18 protein-coding genes and 1 riboswitch are annotated in these 20,287 nt (G+C 57.8%); of the genes, 10 read left to right on the forward strand and 8 right to left on the reverse strand.

What is annotated here, in order from left to right; genetic code table 11:
• Both GHO03_RS12235 and GHO03_RS12240 read left to right on the forward strand, forming a co-directional pair.
• The coding region (locus GHO03_RS12235) for a DUF1853 family protein (RefSeq protein WP_153399879.1) at positions 1 to 281 on the forward strand (281 nt) is incomplete at its 5' end.
• A gap of 94 nt (positions 282 to 375) precedes the next feature.
• Positions 376 to 924 carry a cytochrome b gene (locus GHO03_RS12240; RefSeq protein WP_095000388.1) on the forward strand — a complete coding sequence of 183 codons (549 nt, stop codon included), beginning with the start codon at positions 376 to 378 and terminating at the stop codon, positions 922 to 924.
• Here GHO03_RS12240 and GHO03_RS12245 read toward each other — a convergent pair.
• A complete protein-coding gene (locus GHO03_RS12245; protein WP_095000389.1) occupies positions 921 to 1,844 on the reverse strand; it encodes a 1-aminocyclopropane-1-carboxylate deaminase/D-cysteine desulfhydrase in 924 nt (307 codons plus the stop codon). The two genes, GHO03_RS12240 and GHO03_RS12245, sit on opposite strands and share 4 nt — an antisense overlap.
• 250 nt (positions 1,845 to 2,094) lie before the next feature.
• On the opposite strand from GHO03_RS12245, the gene GHO03_RS12250 reads away from it, so the two are divergent.
• The 3 genes from GHO03_RS12250 (at position 2,095) to GHO03_RS12260 (ending at position 7,358) form a co-directional block, all read left to right on the forward strand.
• Positions 2,095 to 4,026: a M60 family metallopeptidase gene (locus GHO03_RS12250; protein ID WP_176464262.1), complete on the forward strand. Its 1,932-nt coding sequence runs from the start codon at positions 2,095 to 2,097 to the stop codon at positions 4,024 to 4,026.
• Positions 4,027 to 4,300: 274 nt separating this feature from the next.
• Positions 4,301 to 6,196 carry a penicillin-binding protein 2 gene (gene mrdA / locus GHO03_RS12255; protein WP_095000391.1) on the forward strand — a complete coding sequence of 632 codons (1,896 nt, stop codon included), beginning with the start codon at positions 4,301 to 4,303 and terminating at the stop codon, positions 6,194 to 6,196.
• A gap of 106 nt (positions 6,197 to 6,302) precedes the next feature.
• Positions 6,303 to 7,358 (forward strand): tetratricopeptide repeat protein, encoded by a 1,056-nt coding sequence (locus tag GHO03_RS12260; RefSeq protein ID WP_095023583.1) that lies wholly within the window; start codon positions 6,303 to 6,305, stop codon positions 7,356 to 7,358.
• A gap of 120 nt (positions 7,359 to 7,478) precedes the next feature.
• Here GHO03_RS12260 and GHO03_RS12265 read toward each other — a convergent pair whose 3' ends face one another.
• The 5 genes from GHO03_RS12265 to GHO03_RS12285 all read right to left on the reverse strand — a co-directional run bounded on the left by GHO03_RS12265 (position 7,479) and on the right by GHO03_RS12285 (position 14,007).
• Positions 7,479 to 7,856, reverse strand: a complete 378-nt coding sequence (locus GHO03_RS12265; RefSeq protein ID WP_095000393.1) for a response regulator — start codon at positions 7,854 to 7,856, stop codon at positions 7,479 to 7,481.
• A gap of 66 nt (positions 7,857 to 7,922) precedes the next feature.
• Positions 7,923 to 9,116: a hybrid sensor histidine kinase/response regulator gene (locus tag GHO03_RS12270; protein ID WP_095000638.1), complete on the reverse strand. Its 1,194-nt coding sequence runs from the start codon at positions 9,114 to 9,116 to the stop codon at positions 7,923 to 7,925.
• Positions 9,110 to 9,697: a chemotaxis protein CheB gene (locus GHO03_RS12275; RefSeq protein ID WP_095000639.1), complete on the reverse strand. Its 588-nt coding sequence runs from the start codon at positions 9,695 to 9,697 to the stop codon at positions 9,110 to 9,112. The genes GHO03_RS12270 and GHO03_RS12275 overlap by 7 nt, the downstream gene beginning before the upstream one ends.
• A gap of 17 nt (positions 9,698 to 9,714) precedes the next feature.
• Positions 9,715 to 10,530: a protein-glutamate O-methyltransferase CheR gene (locus tag GHO03_RS12280; protein ID WP_095000394.1), complete on the reverse strand. Its 816-nt coding sequence runs from the start codon at positions 10,528 to 10,530 to the stop codon at positions 9,715 to 9,717.
• Positions 10,531 to 14,007: a response regulator gene (locus GHO03_RS12285; protein ID WP_095026521.1), complete on the reverse strand. Its 3,477-nt coding sequence runs from the start codon at positions 14,005 to 14,007 to the stop codon at positions 10,531 to 10,533.
• Positions 14,008 to 14,171: 164 nt separating this feature from the next.
• Between GHO03_RS12285 and GHO03_RS12290 the strand changes: the two genes are divergently transcribed.
• The 5 genes from GHO03_RS12290 to cobM all read left to right on the forward strand — a co-directional run bounded on the left by GHO03_RS12290 (position 14,172) and on the right by cobM (position 17,126).
• A complete protein-coding gene (locus GHO03_RS12290) occupies positions 14,172 to 14,537 on the forward strand; it encodes a response regulator (protein WP_095024740.1) in 366 nt (121 codons plus the stop codon).
• A 147-nt stretch (positions 14,538 to 14,684) separates the two neighbouring features.
• Positions 14,685 to 14,896: riboswitch (cobalamin riboswitch) on the forward strand.
• Positions 14,897 to 14,991: 95 nt separating this feature from the next.
• Positions 14,992 to 15,180: a CbtB-domain containing protein gene (locus GHO03_RS12295; protein WP_095000396.1), complete on the forward strand. Its 189-nt coding sequence runs from the start codon at positions 14,992 to 14,994 to the stop codon at positions 15,178 to 15,180.
• A gap of 11 nt (positions 15,181 to 15,191) precedes the next feature.
• Positions 15,192 to 15,893 carry a CbtA family protein gene (locus GHO03_RS12300; RefSeq protein WP_150629004.1) on the forward strand — a complete coding sequence of 234 codons (702 nt, stop codon included), beginning with the start codon at positions 15,192 to 15,194 and terminating at the stop codon, positions 15,891 to 15,893.
• On the forward strand, positions 15,890 to 16,303 hold the full coding sequence (locus GHO03_RS12305; protein WP_095000398.1) for a cobalamin biosynthesis protein: 414 nt from the start codon (positions 15,890 to 15,892) through the stop codon (positions 16,301 to 16,303). Before GHO03_RS12300 ends, GHO03_RS12305 begins: the two co-directional genes overlap by 4 nt.
• 76 nt (positions 16,304 to 16,379) lie before the next feature.
• Positions 16,380 to 17,126, forward strand: a complete 747-nt coding sequence (gene cobM / locus GHO03_RS12310) for a precorrin-4 C(11)-methyltransferase (protein ID WP_153399881.1) — start codon at positions 16,380 to 16,382, stop codon at positions 17,124 to 17,126.
• Positions 17,127 to 17,212: 86 nt separating this feature from the next.
• Here cobM and nfuA read toward each other — a convergent pair whose 3' ends face one another.
• Both nfuA and GHO03_RS12320 read right to left on the reverse strand, forming a co-directional pair.
• The gene (nfuA, locus tag GHO03_RS12315; RefSeq protein ID WP_016781101.1) at positions 17,213 to 17,797 is read right to left on the reverse strand and encodes a Fe-S biogenesis protein NfuA; all 585 of its coding nucleotides are present in this window, start codon (positions 17,795 to 17,797) and stop codon (positions 17,213 to 17,215) included.
• A 112-nt stretch (positions 17,798 to 17,909) separates the two neighbouring features.
• Positions 17,910 to 20,207: a fatty acid cis/trans isomerase gene (locus GHO03_RS12320; RefSeq protein WP_095023580.1), complete on the reverse strand. Its 2,298-nt coding sequence runs from the start codon at positions 20,205 to 20,207 to the stop codon at positions 17,910 to 17,912.
• Positions 20,208 to 20,287 lie beyond the last annotated feature (80 nt).

Genomic DNA, 20,287 nt, shown 5'->3' on the forward strand with positions numbered 1-20,287 from the left:
GGTTGCATCAGCGCGACTGGCCGGCGTTTATCCGCCAGAGCGCCACCGGTTGCTGGCAACCCCTGCCCCGGCATGCCTGGCTGGCTCCGGCGCGCTATGGTCCTGAGGGGATATGGGCGGCACAACAGCTGGATATCTGGCTGGCAGAACTGCACCCGCAAGCACCGGCGCAGCTGCTGGTTCGCCTGACTGAAAACGATGAGGGCGACTGGGAAGAGGCTGAACGCCTGTTTCTGGTTTCCGATCTTTGGCCTAATGTGCCGGGAAGCCCTGAAAACTGACACATCTCAAGTGCAAGATTGCTCAAGCCACTTAGAGTAAAGGAACTCCGTCAACAAGAACGGGGGCTTTAGACCTGAACCGTGAGGAACCACCATGACCTGGAAAAGCACCGCCCATCACTACAGCCGGATGTCCATCGCCCTGCACTGGCTGATGGTGCTGCTGTTTATATTGATCTACGCCTCGATCGAGTTTCGCGGGATCTTCCCCAAGGACAGCGACGGGCGCAACCTGATGAAGGATGCGCACTTCATGCTCGGGTTGACGGTGTTTGCACTGGTCTGGCTAAGGCTGCTGGCCCGAACCCTGGGCGTTGCGCCGAAAATCACCCCGACACCACCCGCCTGGCAGACCGCTCTGGCCACTTTGATGCACTGGGCGTTGTACCTGTTCATGATCGCCATGCCGGTGCTGGGTTACCTGGTGCTGAGCTACAACGACAAGCCGGTGTACTTTTATGGTTTCGATATCCTGCCCCTGACCGCCAAGGACCCGGACTTCGCCAAGCAGATCAAGAGCTGGCATGAACTGGGCGGTACCATCGGTTACTGGCTGATCGGCCTGCATGCCGTGGCCGGTCTGGGGCATCACTACTTGATCAAGGACAACACTTTGCTGCGCATGTTGCCCGGGCGTTCTTAAAGCCCCAGGTCAAACCCCCGGCGGCCTTGCAGGCCGCCGGTGTGAACAAACACCACACGCATTCCCCGTGTAATGACCCCCTTTTCAACCGCCTGGGCCAGTGCCATCAAAGCCTTGGCCGTGTAAAGCGGCTCCAGTGGCATGCCACTGGCCACTTCATTGGCTCGCATAAACGCCAGCAAGGCGTCGTCCACCTTGGCAAAACCGCCACGACTGGCATCGACCAGCTCAAAATTTCGCTCCTGCAACCCGCCAGCCTGCAAAATGGCCTCAACCTGCGGGGCCACGCCGTGGTCCTCGGGAACCGCCAGCGCGCCATATACCCGACGCCTACCCTCCTCGCCCAGCACCAGCCCGGCCAGGGTGGTGCCGGTCCCCGCGGCCAGCCACCAAGCGTCGTAATCTTGCCAACCTATAGTCGCCAATTGCTCGCGCACCCTGCTTACCAACGGCATGCAACCCAGGGCACCCGCCAGCCCGCCGCCCCCCTCGGGCACCTGATGCAGGTTCGGGTACAGGGCCTGCCACGGTTGCCAAAAGTCCGGCTCATGCCGCGCCCGATACCCGGCAAATCCCAGCCAGTGCAGCTGCATGCCAAAGCGCTCAAGGTCGAGCGTGGTGGGGGTTTGTTGAGGGTGACCGCGCAACAGCCCCACGGTGGCAAAGCCAAAACGCTTGCCGGCAGCTGCCAGGGCATGCAAATGATTGGAATGGGCACCGCCCAGGCTGATCAGCCCGTCAGCCCCTGCTGCCCGTGCCCTGCGTAAATGGTCAGTGAGCTTGAACCACTTGTTGCCGCTGATCAGCGGGTCGATAAGGTCCAGCCGCAATACGGCTGCTTCGATCCCGGCCTGTTGCAGCCACTCTACGTTTAAAGGCTGCAAAGGTGCATGAGGGTACCAGTCGATCAGAGACAGCATTAAGGGTCGATTTCCTCTAAAAACAGGGATTTTACTTCATAGCCCCGTATTCAACATGCTTTTTGATACAGGCCGCTTACATATCAAGCCTGGCTAACTTTACCTACAACTTACGACTACAACATTAAAATGCCTACTAAATCACAAGAAAAAAACTCTATTTCCCAAGACCAAGCTCATGCAATCTGAGGGAGCTGGCAGACTACGCCGGTATCTTTCCCTACAAACAACTATGAAAAGACCGAAAGATATGAACATCAACTGTATTAGCGCAATGTTACTTGGCAGCCTATGTTCCTTGAGTGCATTCACCCCTGCTCTAGCGCAGGAGCAAACACTGTGGTGGAGAAGTCACGAGTCAAAGCCCGGATTCGTCGAAGCCCTGGCAGAATTCAACCTTTCTCCACAATTATTGAACAGCGATCCCGACAAGGCCCTCACAGACAGCAATGATCCTCTGACACCCCTCTACTGGATCCGCAAAACACTAGAGCAATATACTGGCGACACCTCAGGAAATTACAAAGTACCTGTAACCGAAGGTCATACTAATGGACGAAACAGGACAAGCATGCATGGCAGGCATGGTTTTTTTACTACCCCAGTATTTTTGAGCACCTCACAGTCTGTAGAAATCACAAGAACCCCATCCGACAGCAATATAACTTGCAGTGCCTGGACCATCCCAGACTTCAATGTGCCTTCAAGTTTACATGATGAGCTCAGGCTCCCTGCTGCCCCGACCGAGTACACGGTCACTTACACAGCCTCCAGAAATGGGACTCTGCTGCTTTCGTGCCAAGACCCGACACGCGACATGCAGAACGCCGGAAAAATGATTCCCCTACACGTCAACAAGGGCAATGCACAACATGTACCGATGTTTATTTTTGGCATAACAACAAAAGAAGAATGGAAAACAACCCTCAGCCAACAGCCCAATCCATCAGGAGAGGTGCTGTTATTCGACGGGCGGACCCGCTTCTACATGCCAGCTAAAGTCGCTAACCGCAACAAGAACATTGACATTATGCGGTTAATGCGCGAGCACCTGCTCATGACACTGGTAAACGACCGGCTCAATGGATTTGACAGTCAGTCGATAGCGGCCCCGCTCGACTTGCCCACGCCAGGCTTGATCAATGCTTCTTATGCTGCATGTTGCAGTGCATCAGGTGGCCAGGGACTCATCAAGATCAACTTTGGCGGAGCTGCCGTTCCCACCTCATGGGGTTACTGGCATGAATACGGCCACATGAATCAGGTCGGATGGACGTGGGGGGGGCTCTCGGAAGTCACGGTCAACCTTTACTCAGTCGCCGCTTGCCGTCGCCTTCAAGGGTCGTATGAATTGAAGGACTGTCATCCGGGCGCTGCCTACTCGGACAAAACCTGGGATCGGGAATCCGTGGGCAACTATTTAAAATCAGGCAAGGCTTATAACTTTGACGGCGCAATTGAAGGAGGAGACTTTAATCGCTCGGTCATGTTCAACCAATTGGCGGCCTCCTATGAGAACCTTTACCCCCAACTTGGAAAAGCTTTTCGTAAAGAGTTCAACTATGCAGACAACGCGACTGCTTTCAATACCAACGCCAAGAAAAAAGATTGGTTCGTTGTCAATGCCAGTCGTTTTTCCGGCCGTGACTTAAGAAGCTTTTTCGATAAATGGGGGGTGGCTTACTCAGCCGAAGCCAGCAAGACCATCGCAAACATGGAACTGGCACAACCTTTACAACCTGTAGGAGCTGACACCCGCAATAACTGGGCTATCGCGGCAAACAGTGCAAGTTCAACACATGGTCAGATGCAGGATGGTAGTGCAAAAAATATTGCATACGTCGCATACAACATCAATGAAGGCCCTGTGGACTTGACATGGGCAGACTCCAACTACACGAAACTGATCGTGCCTGCCTGGGATCAATCAAATAAAATCAGTTACCTCACCTTCCGGGGCACACGAAGCAACGGGGGCTGTGCAAAACGCTCTTTAAACTCCGCGACTGGCTGTGCTCAACCGGGTTACAGCTATTGGAACATCGAATACCACCCTCAAGACAATCCTGGGCTTAAAGGCAACCTAAGAGGCCGTATTCAACTCGCTGCAAGGGATTGGAAGTTACCTGCCTGGGGCGCCCAACTGGATATCCCGTTTACAGTGGCTGATACATTTCAATAAATGCATTAACAGTCTACGGGCACGTGTATCCCTGCCAGCTTAAGCGTGGCTTGGCTGTAGTCCTTTTCGCTCGAAGGGAGGAGAGGACTACACGCTTTCTTGGTCGGAGTCCAAAGCCACTCAGCAGGCCCACTGCCCGTCGGCTTTCATCCACATTTCGGCCAATAAACTGACTCAAGCACAGGCTTCTTGGTAAGGTGTGCGCCGAATTTCGTAGCCAGCTAACGACCTGCTGGCTGCTGCTATCTGTTTTCTGACGCGAGACACCCCGGATATGCCTGAGCCGATCCCTCTTAAAGATCACGATTCCGAAAAACGGCTGGTCAATAAAAGACTGATCGCCTGTGCGGCGCTGGTGCTGGCTATCAGCTGCGCCCTGATCGGTCGCATGTATTTTCTGCAAGTCACCGAGTTCGACTACAACTCCACGGTCTCCGAGAACAACCGGGTGCACGTGTTGCCCATCCCCCCGGAGCGCGGTTTTATCTATGACCGCAACGGCGTGCTGCTGGCCGATAACCAGCCCAGCTTCAATATGACCATCACCCGCGAGCGGGCTGGCGATACCGCCAAGGTGCTGGATTCGGTGATCAGCATCCTGCACTTGCCCGAAGAAGATCGCGCCGTATTTGCCAAGGCGATGAAACAGGCGCGCCATCCGTTTGACCCTTCAACCCTGCTGTACGAGCTGACGGAAGATCAGATCGCCCTGCTGGCCGTCAACCAGTTCCGCCTGCCGGGTATCGATGTCGAGGCGCAATTTGTACGCCACTATCCGCAGGGCGATCACTTTGCCCACTCAGTCGGTTATGTCGGGCGCATCAACGAGAAAGAAGCCAAGCAGCTGAATGCCACTCAATACCGTGGCACCCAATCGATCGGCAAAACCGGCATCGAACGCTTCTATGAGAACGAACTGCACGGTCAGGTCGGTTTTGAAGAAGTCGAAACCAATGCACAGGGCCGGGTCATGCGCGTGCTGCGCCACACCGATGCGGTGGCGGGCAAGAACATCGTGCTGAGCCTGGATATCAAATTGCAGGAAGCCGCCGAGGATGCCCTGGGCGACCGCCGTGGCTCGATCATTGCCCTGGACCCGAAAACCGGCGAGGTGCTGGCGATGGTCAGCAAACCGAGTTTCGACCCCAACCTGTTCGTGACCGGTATCAGCTCCAGGGACTACTCGGGCTTGCGCGATTCCATCGACAAACCGCTGTTCAACCGGGCCCTGCGCGGGCTGTATGCACCGGGATCGACCATCAAGCCCGAAGTGGCGATTGCAGGGCTGGACAGCGGCGTAATTTCCGCCTCGACCCGGGTGTTTGACCCCGGCTATTTCCAGTTGCCCAATGTCGACCACAAATACCGCAACTGGAACCACAGTGGTGACGGCTGGGTGGATTTGAACGCGGCGATCATGCGCTCCAACGACACCTACTTTTACGACCTGGCATCCAAGCTGGGCATTGACCGCATGCACGATTACATGGCCGAATTCGGGCTGGGGCAAAAAGTCTCGCTGGACATGTTTGAAGAGTCATCTGGCCTGATGCCGTCCCGCGAGTGGAAGCGCAGCACCCGCCGTCAAGCATGGTTCCCTGGCGAAACAGTGATCCTGGGCATCGGCCAGGGTTATATGCAGGTTACCCCGCTGCAACTGGCCCAGGCCACCGCGCTGATTGCCAACAAGGGCGTATGGAACCGTCCGCACCTGGCCAGGACCGTGGACGGTACGCCGCCGGTGGATGAACACCCGATCCCCAATCTGGTGCTGCGTGATCCGCGGGACTGGGATCAGGTCAATCACGCCATGCAGTTGGTGATGCACGACCCGCGCGGTATTGCCCGGGCAGCAGCCCAGGGCGTGCAATACCGGATTGCCGGCAAAAGCGGTACGGCGCAGGTGGTGGCAATCAAGCAGGGCGAGCGTTACAACCGCCTCAAGACCGCCGAGCGCAATCGGGACAACGCCCTGTTTGTTGGCTTTGCCCCGGCGGAAGATCCGCAGATCGTGATTTCGGTGATGATCGAGAACGGAGAAGCCGGTGGCCGGGTGGCCGGCCCGGTGGTGCGCAAGGTGATGGATGCCTGGTTGCTGGACAACCAGGGCCTGCTCAAGCCGCAGTACGCCAGCCCGCAGGTCAAGGGCCATGCCACGCCGCATGTTTGAAAGCCGCACCCTCGCCCTCAGGGTGAGGGTGGCCATGGCGATTTGACTCAAGCTCGCGAGTCACCCACTCTTGCACCCCATATGCATGCCTGTTTCTGGATATTGGATGACCCAGCCCCGCCGTTACCTCGTAATCAGCCTTGTGTCAGCACTTGTTGCCGGCGGCCTCTGGTATTCGATGCGCCCTGATCCTGCCGCCCCTACTCCTTCGGTAAACCAGCGCTACTCCATCGCACTGGATATGGCCCATAACGGCAAACCCGGTGCCGCCCGCGTGCTTTACCAGCAACTGGCTCGCACCGACTTGACCGATACCCGCCGCGCGGGCCTGCATGCCGAACTGCCCAACTACCCGAGCCCGCAAGCGCTCAAGCTGGCCGACGCCGATTTGCATAATCCTTCACCCCTGGTACGCAAAGCCGCGATCCAGAGCATAGTCGGGCTGGTGCCCAACGCCCAGCGCACGCTATTGCTGGGACCATTGCTCGATGACAGTGAACAGAGTGTGCGTTTTGCGGCTGCCAATGCCCTGCTTGGTCTGTCGCCAGATGAACAGGGGCTGTACTTCGGCCCCTTGCAGCAAGTGGTCGACGAATTCGAACGCGACCTCAAGACCCGCCCCGATGATCCGCAGGCTCAAGGCCAACTTGCCCGGCTGTACCTGCATGAAGGCCAGCTGGACGACGCCCAGGCTGCACTGGAACAAGTCACCCGCCTGGACCCCGACAACCTCAAGGCCGTCGTCGCGCAAATCGAACTGCTGGACAAGCGCGGTAAAGCCGACCAGGCCCGGCAATTGCTGGCCAGACAACTTCAAGCCCATCCTGACTCAGCCTATCTGCAGCATGCCCTGGGCATCTGGCTGCTCAATCACGGCCAGACCGAGTACGCCCTGCTTGGCCTTGCCAGGGCCGTTGAGCTGGAGCCCGACAACAGTGATTACCGTTACAAACTGGCCACAGCCCTGCACGACCTCGACCAACTGGAAGCCGCGCAACGTCAGCTCGAAGAGCTGCTGCAACGCCAGCCTGCCAATCGCAAGGCACGCGTGTTGTTGATTCGCTATTGGAAGGAGGCCGGGCAATTGCAGAATGTGCAGGTGCTGCTCGCGCAACTGGAGCAGCAAAACCCGGATGACCCGGCGTTGCAGCAGGGCTTGTGAAGCACTGAACCTGCAGTGGCGGGCTTGCTCGCAATGCAGGCAAGCCGGCCTGTCTGAGGGGCGCGGGTGATGCCATCGCGAGCAAGCCCGCTCCCACAGGTTTCGGCATGAATCAGATGCTCAGGCCAGCAGCTTCTGGATCTGCGCCTGCAAGGTATCGAGGTCGAACGGCTTGGCCAGGATCGGCGCCGTCAGGGTAATGGGGCTGCCCGTGTCGCGGATCTCGGCCGGGTAACCGCTGATAAAAATGACTTTCAGGTCCGGGCGCAGCTTGAGCGCAGGCTCGGCGATCTGTACCCCGGAAATCCCCCCCGGCAAACGGAAGTCGGTAACCATAAGGTCCAGATGCGGCTTGCTCGCCAGGATCTCGAACGCCTGTTCGCCGTTTTCGGCCTGCAAGACCCTGTAGCCCTCGCCCGACAGATAGGCGCTCAGGACCATCAGGATTGAAGGATCGTCTTCGACAATCAAAACAACATCTTGCGCATCTTCACTCATAGGAAACCTTAATTCATGCCATCGCTGCCAGTATGACCCCAGGCGCGGTCATAGGTTGCGCCCAATTTATGTCTTTTGTACCAACGGCAAGCAAACCCTGAATAATGCCCCCTCACCCAATGTACTCTGCACGCTGATGGTGCCGCTGTGCGCAGCCACAATCTGCTCCGAGATAAACAGCCCCAGGCCTAGACCTGCAGTGACATGGCTGGCTGAAACCCGTTCGAATTGCTGAAAAACCCGCTGCTGGTTTGCTTCGCTGATACCGATGCCCTGATCGCGCACATCGACCACGGCTTGATCGTCGTCAATGTAAACAGATACCTCAATGGGCTTTTTCGCACCATAACGTAGGGCATTAGTTAGCAGGTTGCTGATTACCTGCTCGATCCGGAACTCATCCCACTGCCCCACCACCGGCTGCACCGCCGTGAAGTTGACGCTTGATTGCGCTGCGCTGATCTGTGCGGAGAAGCTCTCCAGCAACTGTGCAACGACCTGGGCCAAATCAACCGGCGCAGGGCGGATAGACAGCTTGCCGGTGCGAATACGCGACACATCGAGCATGTCTTCAATCAAGCGAATCAGGCTCTGGATCTGGCGTTCGTCACGCTCGACCATGGCCTGCATTTTGTCCAGGGTAAATGCCGCGGCGTTGTCGCGGGCCAGGTGCATCTTGCGCAGCTGGGTCTCGAGAATCAGCCCGTTGAGCGGCGTTCGCACCTCATGGGAGACGATCGACATAAAGTCATCACGCATTCGCACAGCATGCTCCAGCTCCACCTGGGTCAACTGGAGCTGCGCCAGCAGGGTCTCCTGCTCGCGGCGGCTCTGCTCCAGCGCTTCGACCTGCTGCTTCATGGCCTTGCTCTGACGATACAGCTCAACGAACACGCTGACCTTGCTTTTGACCGCATGGATATCCAGCGGCTTGTGCAGAAAGTCTACCGCACCGCTTTCGTAGCCCTTGAAGGCATAGTTCATCTCACGGCCGGCGGCACTGACAAACACGATGGGGATGTTTTTGGTCTTGGCCGTACCACGCATCATCTCGGCCAGTTCAAAACCGTTCATCCCGGGCATCTGCACATCCAGAATGGCCATTGCGAACTCGTGCTGCAACAGCAGCGACAACGCCTCGTCGGCAGACAGGGCCTTGTAGACGAGGCGATCCTCACGCTTGATCAGCGCTTCAAGGGCCAGCAGGTTTTCCGGCAGATCATCGACGATCAGCAGTTTGGCTTGAATATCATTTAGCAGCATTGGATATGTTCCAGCTCGACAAGCAGACGGCCAATGCCGCGCAAGGGAAGGATGCAGTCCGGTTGAAAAAGCTCCAGGGCTGCGCGGGGCATGGTCGATACATGGGCTTCGTCCGGGTCCTGGATAATGGTCAGGCCGCCCGCCTGCTTGACCTGGCTCAGCCCCAGCGCACCATCGCGATTGGCACCTGTGAGCAATATCGCGGCCAGGCGTTGTTGATACACGTCGGCCGCAGACTCAAAAAGGTAATCAATCGCAGGTCGCGAAAAATGCACCCTCTCCTCCTGGCTCAGGGAAAAACTCTGATCCTGCTCCACCGAGACATGGTAGCCGGGCGCGGCAAAATACAAGGTACCCGGCTCGATCGGCTGCTTGTCCTGAACCTCCCGCACCGGCAGGGCCACGCGCTTGGCAAACACTTCTGCCAGCTGGCTGCGGCGCTCGTCAGGCAAGTGCAACACCACGATGATCGGCAGACAATAGCCAGGTCGCAAATCGCCCAGCAGGGCCAGCAAGGCTTCGACCCCGCCCGCCGAGGCACCGATCACCACGGCTTCTACTGGTCTGTGTGCAGCCATCAGGCTGTACCGGGCTGTCATAGCTTGCGGTAGATCCGTTCTTGCTTGAGCACCGGGGTGAACTGTTTGCTGTAGTTCGAAAAATCCAGGGTTTCCTTGCTGCCCAGCATCAGAAAGCCACGGTGGCAGAGCGATTCATGAAACAGGCCAAAGGCTCTGTTTTGTAAATCTTTATTGAAGTAAATCAATACATTACGGCATGAAATTAAATTGGTTTCTGAAAACACGCTGTCCGTTGCCAGACTGTGGTCGGCAAAGGTCACGTTCTCACGCAGCGTCTTGTCAAAAATCGCGTAGTCGTAGGCGGCGGTGTAGTAATCGGCAAACGAACGCTGACCACCGGCCTTCTGGTAGTTGTGGGTATAGGCGCGAATGTTCTCCAGGGAAAAAATCCCCTGCTTGGCTTTTTCCAGAGACCGCGGGTTGATATCAGTGGCGTAAATGATAGTGCGATCCAGCAAGCCTTCTTCGCGCAACAGGATGGCCATGGAGTAAACCTCCTCACCGGTGCTGCACCCCGCAATCCAGATTTTCAGCGACGGGTAGGTCTTGAGGATGGGCACCACCTCCTGGCGAATGGCCAGGAAGTGTTCCGGATCGCGAAACATCTCGCTCACTGGAATGGTCAGGAACTGCAATAACTGCATAAAGGCCGTAGGGTCATGCAGGATGCGCTCCTGCAAGGCCGAAATGGTCTGGCAATCGAACTGACGCAATGCATGATTGACCCGGCGCTTGATCGAAGCGCCGGAGTAATCGCGAAAGTCGTAACTGTATTTGAGATAGATCGCTTCAATCAGCAACCGTAACTCGATATCGGTGTTTCGTTGCACTTAGAGTCGTTCCATTTTCGGTAGCCAGACCCGGATCAACGAAAACAGTCGATCCAGATCGATAGGTTTGGCCAGGTAATCATTGGCGCCTGCCTGCAGGCAACGCTCCTGATCGTCCTTCATCGCCTTGGCCGTCACCGCAATGATTGGCAGCTTGCGCCAGCGCGGGTTCTTGCGAATTTCGACGGTGGCCTCGTAGCCATCCATTTCCGGCATCATCACGTCCATCAACACCAGGTCGATGTCTTCAACTTCATCCAGGCGTTCGATGGCTTCGCGGCCATTACGGCCGATCACCACAATGGCGCCTTTTTGTTCCAGTGCGCTGGTCAGGGCAAAGATATTGCGGACATCGTCATCCACCAACAGAATCTTGCGCCCTTCGAACACCTTGTCGCGACTGCGGGCGGTCTTGAGCATTGTTTGCCGCTCATGGGACAACTGAGATTCAACTTTGTGCAGAAATAATGTCACTTCATCGAGCAAGCGCTCCGGTGAGCGGGCGCCCTTGATGATGATCGAGCGCGAATACTTGCGCAGTTCAGCCTCTTCATCGCGGGTCAGGTTACGCCCCGTATAAACAATAACCGGCGGGAACGAGCAGATTTCCTCGGTGGACATGCGCTTGAGCAAGTCGTTGCCGAGCATGTCCGGCAGTTTGAGGTCGATGATCATGCAGTCGTAGATCGTGTCGCGCAGCAGGTCCAGTGCCTCCTGGGCAAAACCTACGGCGGTGATTTCAATGTCATCGTCGCCGATCAGGCGGGCAATGCTGTCACGCTGCAGGTCGTCGTCTTCTACCAGCAGCACGCGCTTGACCTTCTGGGTCAGCTTGGCTTCCAGGCGGGCGAAGACGTTTTTCAGCTCTTCACGGGTGGTCGGCTTGACCGCGTAGCCCACCGCGCCCATATGCATCGCGGCCTCGACCCGATCCTCGACGGAAATCACATGCACCGGTATATGCCGGGTCGGCGCAAGGGCCTTGAGGCGCTGCAACACGGTGAGCCCCGAGTGGTCCGGCAGGCGCATGTCCAGCAGGATGGCATCGGGAATAAACTGTGCGGCCAGGCTGAAACCTTCGTCGGCACCGTGGGCGACCAGGCAACGATAGCCAAGTTCATGTGCAAGATCGAAGAGGATATGCGCAAAGTTGGGCTCATCTTCAATCACCAGGATGCAACGCGTGGCAAACGGCGCCTGCTCGCGATCATCCATAAAGCGCGCAATCTCTACCGGTGGCACAACGACGGGTAACGGCTGAGACCTGAGGGCCGCGGGTGCTGGCCGTGGCGCGGCAGTGGCGGACAGTTGCGCCAACTCCTCGGCCGACTCCACATATTGCTCCGGCAGCACCAGGGTAAAAGTGCTGCCCTGCCCCGGCTCGCTGCTGACCGTGATCGAACCACCGAGCAAGGTCGCCAGGTCGCGGGAAATCGACAGGCCCAGGCCAGTTCCGCCGTAGCGGCGGTTGCTGGTGCCATCAGCCTGGCGGAAGGCTTCGAAAATGCTTTCCTGCTGATCCGCGGCGATGCCTATGCCCGAATCGGTCACAGCAAAGGCCACTCCTTCTCCCGGCTCACGGGACACGACCAGGCTGACCTGGCCTTTCTCGGTGAATTTGACCGCATTGGACAGCAGGTTTTTCAGGATTTGCTCCAGACGCTGACTGTCGGTGTAGATCATCGGCGGCGTGCCGGGTTGAACTTGCACGTCAAAGCCCAGGGACTTTTCACCTGCCAGTGGCTGAAACATCCCGCGCAAGCCTTCAACCACACGCCCGACGCTGGTGTTCTCGGGGCGCACTTCAAGCTTGCCGGCTTCGACCTTGGAAATATCCAGAATGTCGTTGATCAGGTTGAGCAGGTCATTGCCCGCCGAGTAAATCGACTCGGCAAACTTCACCTGCTCTGCGCTAAGGTTTTGCTGCGGGTTCTCGGACAGCAGCTTGGCCAGAATCAGCGAGCTGTTCAACGGCGTGCGCAGCTCGTGGGACATGTTGGCGAGGAACTCCGACTTGTACTTGCTGGAGCGCTGCAACTCATCCGCGCGGTCTTCAAGCTGGATCTGGACCCGATTCAGCTCGGTGTTCTTGCGATCCATCGCGTCACGCTGGCCAGCCAGCTCTTCGTTGGTCTGCTCAAGTTCGGCCTGCTGGGTTTCGAGGCTGGTTTGCGACTCTTTGAGGATGCGCGACTGCTCTTCGAGTTCTTCGTTGGCGGTTTTCAATTCTTCCTGCTGGACTTGCAGCTCCTCGTTGAGCTGCTGGGTTTCGGCCAGCACTTCCTGCAGGCGCTGACGATAGCGGGCAGCTTCGATCGAGGTGCCGATATTGTCGGCAATCAGTTCGAACAGCTCGATATCGCGCGCGCTCAGCGGGCGCAGAAACCCCAGCTCAATCACCCCGTTGACCCGGTCATCATCACTGGTCGGTATCACCAGCACACTGTGCGGGCTGCCCTGGCCCAGCCCGGAGGTTACTTTGAGGCTGTAGTCGGCAGGCACATTGTCCAGACGAATCAGCTTGTCCTGCTGCGCGGCCTGCCCGACGATGCCTTCGTCGTTGTGAATCAGCTGGTCCTGTACCTCTTGCTCACGGGAAAAACCGTAGCTGGCCACACGTTTCAGGCCGCCATGATCTTCACGCACGTAAACCGCCGCCACCACCGACCCCAGATACTGGGCGCAGAATTGCAGGATATTGCGCCCCAGCATATTCAGGGTCAGACGCCCCAGCACCTGTTCGGCCAGTTCAGTCTGACCGTTGCGTAACCACGCCTGCTGCTCCAGGCGCTGCGCAGTCTTGATCTGCGACTCGAAGACATTGTTGTAACTATTTGAAAGCTCTATTAAATCTCGACGCCCTACATAGGCCAGAAAGCCGCTCAAGCCCAGTACAAAACACAGGTACAGGGCGATACAGATAATCGTGGTACGGCTGACGTCTTCACTGCGCGCCATGCGCAGCTGCTGCTCCATTTGAATAAAATCGTCATATTCCTTACGGATTTCATCACTCAGGCGCTTGCCGCGTCCGGCCTGCACTGCCGAACGGTAGTCACCGTCCTGGCGGCGCAGGTCGACCATCGACTGTGCGTAGACATTCCACTCATCCTGCAACGCTTCAAGACGCTTGAGGCGGTCAATCTGCTGGGGGTTATCGCTGACCAGCTCCTGCAAACCTTTTAATTGCACATTGATTTGCGGCTTGGCGACGGCATAGGGGTCGAGGAAATGCTCATCACCGGTGATGAGAAAACCGCGCATGCCGGTTTCGAGGTCGACCGTCAGGCGCACCGCGTCATTGGCATTGCTGATGACCCGATCACTGTGCTCGACCCACCTGATCACCGACAGCAAATAGCTGACCATAACCACAAACAATGCAGCACTGAGCACACCGACGGCCAAAGGCAAACCGACGTTGCGACTCAGGAGCTTGCGAAAGCTTCGCTCGTCGATTGATGCAGGTGCGTTCATTTTCAGGCCCGTGACAGTCATAAAAAACTGGAGTTTGCCGGATTATCGAGCAATAGTTCTAATTTCTTACCTTTAAATACGTTTTTACACACATAGGGAGGCAGGTGAAGGCTATGCTTACTCGCTGTGGCAACTGCGCTTAAATTTTTATCGAGATCATGATTATGTCCGCAACACCCTCCACCATCCTTGTGGTCGAAGACGACGCCATTGTTCGCATGCTGATCGTTGATGTACTGCAAGAACTGGAGTTCAGCGTGCTTGAAGCCGATGGCAGCGAGCGCGCTCTGGAACTGCTTGAGGACACAGCCCGTAACATTGACCTGCTGATGACCGACGTTGGCCTGCCGGGAATGGACGGCCGCACATTGGCTGCCAAGGCCCGCGAACTGCGCCAGACATTGCCAGTGCTGTTTGCCAGCGGCTACGCCGAGACCCTGGAGATTGCAGAAGGCATGGCGGTGATCGGCAAGCCTTTCTCCATTGACCAACTGCGCGCAAAAGTCAAAAGCATGCTGATCAATGCATGAGAAGTCTGTGGGAGCGGGCTTGCTCGCGATCGCGTCACTGCGGTGCCCCTGAAAGACCGCGTTACCCGCATCGCAGGCAAGCCACACACATGAAAATCAAAAGCCAGGCATACCTCTGCAATTGACGGCCCCACAGGGCTGTGGTTTCCTACACATCTTGTATCAGGTGCCCTTCACAGGGTGAAACGGGAAACCGGTGCGTCAGGCTTTTGCCCTGACAAGTCCGGCGCTGCCCCCGCAACGGTAAGCGAGAGAAACATCACGTCCACTGTGCCACTGGCATGGGAAGGAGATGTTTGCAGGTTCAGCCCATGAGCCCCTCGCAAGCCCGGAGACCGGCCTGATTATTTCGAATAACAAACCCGCGGTGGGCGGGCGCTGTTAAACCCTGCGAGCTTCGTTCGCGGGGTTTTCTTGCGCTTTGCTGCCCGTCGTCCGACCCGAGGCAAGCGCCATGTCCATCAGCACCAGCCGTACCCACTCCGCTGCAAGTAGCACCACCCAAAGCCAACGTATCGTGGCCGCTGTCGGCGCTGCCGTACTGGGCGCTTTCCTCGTTTACTTCGCCGGTTTTTCGCATATCGATGCCGTGCACAACGCAGCTCATGACACCCGTCACAGCTCCGCCTTTCCGTGCCATTGAGACTGCCTGCCATGATCACGCGTATCGCTCGAACGGCAGGCTTTACCGGCCTGCTGGCCGCCCTGCTGCTGACCCTGCTGCAAAGCTTTTGGGTTGCCCCGCTGATTCTGCAGGCCGAAACCTACGAAAAACCCGCTGCTAGCGAAGTGCACGAACATGCCGACATGGCCATGCCTGCACATGAGCATGACGCCGAGGCCTGGGAGCCGGAAGATGGCTGGCAGCGCGTGCTGTCCACCACCGGTGGCAACCTGGTGGTCGCGGTGGGTTTTGCCCTGATGCTGGCGGGCCTGTACACCCTGCGCGCACCCGCCCGCACATCCCAGGGCCTGCTCTGGGGCCTGGCCGGCTATGCCGTGTTCTGCCTGGCGCCGACCATGGGCTTGCCGCCTGAACTGCCGGGCACTGCCGCGGCGGATCTGTTGCAACGCCAGCTCTGGTGGGTCAGCACTGCAGCCTCGACGGCCGTGGCCATTGCCCTGCTGGTATTTGGCAAGCATTGGGCACTCAAAGTGCTGGGGGTGGCGATTGTGCTGGTGCCGCATCTCTTTGGCGCGCCGCAGCCGCTGGTGCATTCAAGCCTGGCACCTGAAGCACTGGAGTCGCAGTTCAAGCTTGCCGCACAACTGACCAACCTGGCTTTCTGGCTGGCACTGGGCGTGATCAGCGCCTGGCTGTTCCGGCGCAATCCTGCAGGTCAGTACTCTGCATGACAGCGACCGGCGCAGCGCCAAGCCTGGTGATTGGCCTGGGTTGTCGCCGGGGTTGCAGCGCACAAGCGTTATTGGCGTTGATCGAAGACAGCCTGAGCCAGGCCGGCATTGCACTGAGTGCGATCCGTGCCCTGGCCAGTATTGACCTCAAGCGCCACGAGCCCGGGCTGCTGCAACTGGCAACAGAGCTAAACCTCGAACTGGAACTGTTCAGCGCCGCGCAAATGGCCGAGTTTTCACCCCGGCTCAGCCATCACTCGGCTACCGCGTTCGCTCAAACCGGTTGTTTTGGCATTGCCGAAAGTGCTGCCCTGGCCCTGGCCACACAGCTGGCCGGGGCACCGGCGACTTTGTTGATCACACGTAAAAAAACCTCCATGGCCACCTTTGCGTTAGCCTGCGCCCGGTAAAACCCGCGATAATCCCCCGCCTCACTATGAGCGTTGTTCACGAACAGCTCTATCTCGACCTTTTCAAGAGACTGCCATGACCGTTTATTTCATCGGCGCCGGGCCCGGCGATCCAGAGCTGATTACTGTCAAGGGCCAGCGCCTGATTCGCAGCTGCCCGCTGATCATTTATGCAGGTTCACTGGTGCCGCAAGCGGTCCTGACAGGCCACCAGGCCGAGCAAGTGATCAATAGCGCCGAGCTACACCTTGAACAGATCATCGAGCTGATCAAGGTGGCCGACGCCAAGGGTCACGACGTGGCCCGCGTGCACTCCGGCGACCCGAGCCTGTATGGCGCGATTGGTGAACAGATACGTTGCCTGCGCGAGCTGGGCATCGCTTTTGAAATCATTCCGGGAGTGACAGCCACGGCGGCCTGCGCAGCCATTTTGGGGGCGGAACTGACCCTGCCTGATATTTCCCAGACCGTGATCCTGACCCGCTATGCGGAGAAAACCGTGATGCCCGCCGGCGAAGAACTGGCCAGCCTGGCACAGCACAAGGCAACCATGGCGATTCATCTGGGGGTCAAGAATCTGGACAAAATCGTTGCCGAGCTGATTCCGCACTACGGTAGCGACTGCCCTATTGCCGTGATTCACCGTGCCAGTTGGCCAGATCAGGACTGGGTGCAAGGTACGCTGGCGGATATTGCGGCCAAGGTTCAGGCCAAGGGCTTCCGCCGTACCGCGCTGATTCTGGTGGGCCGGGTGCTGGCCAATGACAGTTTCGCCGAGTCGTCGCTGTACCGGGCGGGGCATGCACACTTGTATCGACCTTGAGTGCGGCCTGAGGGCTTTTAAACAACCATAAAAAAACGGTGCTCACGGGGCACCGTTTTTTCTTCAGCTTCGCAGCGAACGCCCTGTTAGTAGTAGGCGTTTTCTTTCTGCGAGTGGTCGGTTACGTCACGTACGCCTTTGAGCTCCGGCACACGCTCCAGCAAGGTGCGCTCGATGCCTTCACGCAAGGTCACGTCCGCCTGGCCGCAGCCCTGGCAACCGCCACCGAACTTGAGCACCGCGATACCGTCTTCAACCACTTCGATCAGGCTGACCTGACCACCGTGGCTGGCCAAACCGGGATTGATCTCGGTTTGCAGGTAGTAGTTGATGCGCTCGTTGATCGGGCTGTCAGCGTTGACCATCGGCACTTTGGCGTTTGGCGCCTTGATGGTCAGCTGACCACCCATACGGTCCGTTGCGTAGTCCACCACGGCATCGTCCAGGAACGGCTCACTGAAAGAATCGATCCAGGCCGTGAAGCTTTTCAGGCCAATGGCGGTGTCTTCAGGTTTGACTTCAGCCGGCTTGCAGTAGGCAATGCAGGTTTCAGCGTACTGAGTACCGGGTTGGGTGATAAAAACGCGGATACCGATACCCGGGGTGTTCTGCTTGGACAGCAGATCAGCCAGGTAATCGTGGGCAGCGTCGGTAATCGTTATGGCGCTCATGGAATCTCCTCGCAGACATGGGACGCAGTTTACGCCAATCGGCGCGCCTGACAAAGTCCTAGTATTTTTGTCAGGAAAGCTGCGTCCCATTCGTTCAATTTCAACCGCCCCTTTACAGGTTTTCGTAGCGGTTCATGTCCAGTACGCCCGCTTCAACCGGGTCGGTTTCATTGATGTACTGGCCTATATCATGGAAGTACTGCCAAAACTGCGGGTGGCTGCGGCGGATGCCCCAACGCTCGACGATGGTGTCGAACGTTGCCTGATCCTTGCATTGCTCCATGGCCTCGACAAAGGCTTCGACCTGATCCGCAGGGATGTTGAACATGAAATTGGGGTAGCTGCTCAGCACTCCCGGGTAGATGGTCAAGGTGTCCAGCCCCGGCTCCAGGCGGTATTCCTCGCCCAGCATAAAGGCCACGTTGGTGTGAGCACGGTTGCGCAACATGCTGTACATCTCGCGCTTGCCGTCTGCAGCTTCGATACGCAGCATGGTGGCTTCAGGCAATTGATTGATCACGTCCAGCCCGGCAGCAGGCCGCGAGGTCAAACGGCTGAGCGCTTGCTCGGCGTATTTGAATTCCTGCGCAATATTGGGCCGTGAGCAGTATGCACCCGAGCAGCGGTTGATCGGGTCGGGGCGCGCATTCAGGGTGCCGGTGCGCTCAATCAGCTTGAGGGCGAAGTCACGCTTGGGGTCGGCCGGGTCGAGCTTCATGCCGGTCGGGGTGTCTGTGTCAATTTTCTGGTAGTCCATCCACATCTTCAGCTTGCCGCTGTTCTGATACCAGTCGCTGAGGATCGACGCTCTGGAATCGGCGGGCATCAGGCGCAGGAAGTTGACTTCGGCACCGTTGCGGATCAAGTCAAAGTACAGACGGGTCTGAGCCTGGTGCGAGACATTGCCGAATACGTCGAAGTTGACTGCCAACTGGTAGTAGGTGCGCTCCAGCAACGGGTAGTCGAACAGCCACATGGTTTGCGGGATCTCGCCGATCAGGCCCTTGCTGACACTGGCGCTGTCAAAGTGGCGGAATACCGTCAGCAAAGCGTTGTCGTTGCCCGCCCACAGGGTCGACCAGCTTGGAGGCGGCATATCGGCATAGGCCTTTTGCCGCAGCTTTTCATAGTCGTTACGCTTGTCGCGGTAGTTGTGCCACAGCGAAATAACGCTGCCAACGTCGTCGATCTGCCCGGGCATTGCCAGCAAGGGCGTTGCCAGACCGCGATACACCGCGTCGGTGACATAACGGTCGCGGGCAGGCTCCTGAAACACGGTCCAGAAGTTGTCGCGGATTACATCAGTAGCAATTTGCCCACGGCATACCGGCCCGCGGATAAAGGTGCGCACAAAGTATTCAGCGTTATCGAGCATAAATTGATAGCGCGCGACTGCCGGGATAGCCTCAAAGGTTTCAAACGGATTGGCACGCCCGCGTGGCCCGTAACCCGGCAGTTTGGTGGCATGCCAGTCGCCGCTGTAGAACAGCTGCTTGACCCGCGCCAGCTTATGCGCCCCCATCGGGTAGGTGATATGGGTCTTGTGCACGATCACGCCCTGCACCGGCTGCAAGCGATAGTAAAACGCCGTGCCCGGGTCATCGTTGGGGCGACGGGTGGCGATCAGGTCGACAGGTTGCCCGCTGGGCGTGCGCGAGCGCACCCATTGGAAATAATGCCCCGGCACACCGTTGTCAAAATAGGTATGGGCAAGAAACAGATGCTCGTACAACCAGCGCGCCACCAGTGCTTCGGTAGAACCCGGACGGTTGAACAGCTCTTCCCACTCGGCAATTTGCGCAGCCTCGACCGCTGTGGGCTTGATGGCCTGCTGATCAACTTTAGCGCCCTGCGCCAGCCAGGTCTGCACGGTGCTGTATTGCTGGTCGGTCAGGCCGGTAACGGCCAGCGGCATACCCTCCCTGGGATGGCTCTGGGCATAGGCATTGAACTCACCGGGCGCGGGGCAGACGTTTTCGCGGTTCAGGCCCAGGACGATGTCTTCGGGCAATTTGGCATTCGGGGTCAACGGCGTGCTATGCCCCAGCTCCAGCATGCGGGCCATCAGGGCTGCTTGAGCGCCCTGGGCGTCGAGTACCGAGTAAAAGCCCTTGTTGCGCCATTCATTGGGGCCGCTGGCATCGTAGAAAATCCGCGTTGGTGCCACGGCATCCACCCGGTCGCCCTTGTAGACCGGTACCTTGCTCGCACCGCGGGTCGCGCCCTCTGCACTGCCGAGGTTGAGCTGGCAGGCCGCATCATTGCAAGCGTGGCAGGCAACGCATTTTTCGGTGAGGATCGGCTGGATATCCCGCGTATAGGAAATAGCCGGGCTGACCAACGGGGCCTGTGCCAACGCTGTACTGCACACCACCAGCGTCACGGCGCTGGTGAGTAGGCGAAAAAACATGTGCCATTGTCCTGATATCAAAAATATGTCGCGATTCTACCTGTCGAACAAACGTCGGAACATGAATCAAATTCATGTAA

Source organism: Pseudomonas sp. FSL R10-1339, assembly GCF_009600545.1.
Lineage (GTDB): Bacteria > Pseudomonadota > Gammaproteobacteria > Pseudomonadales > Pseudomonadaceae > Aquipseudomonas > Aquipseudomonas bubulae.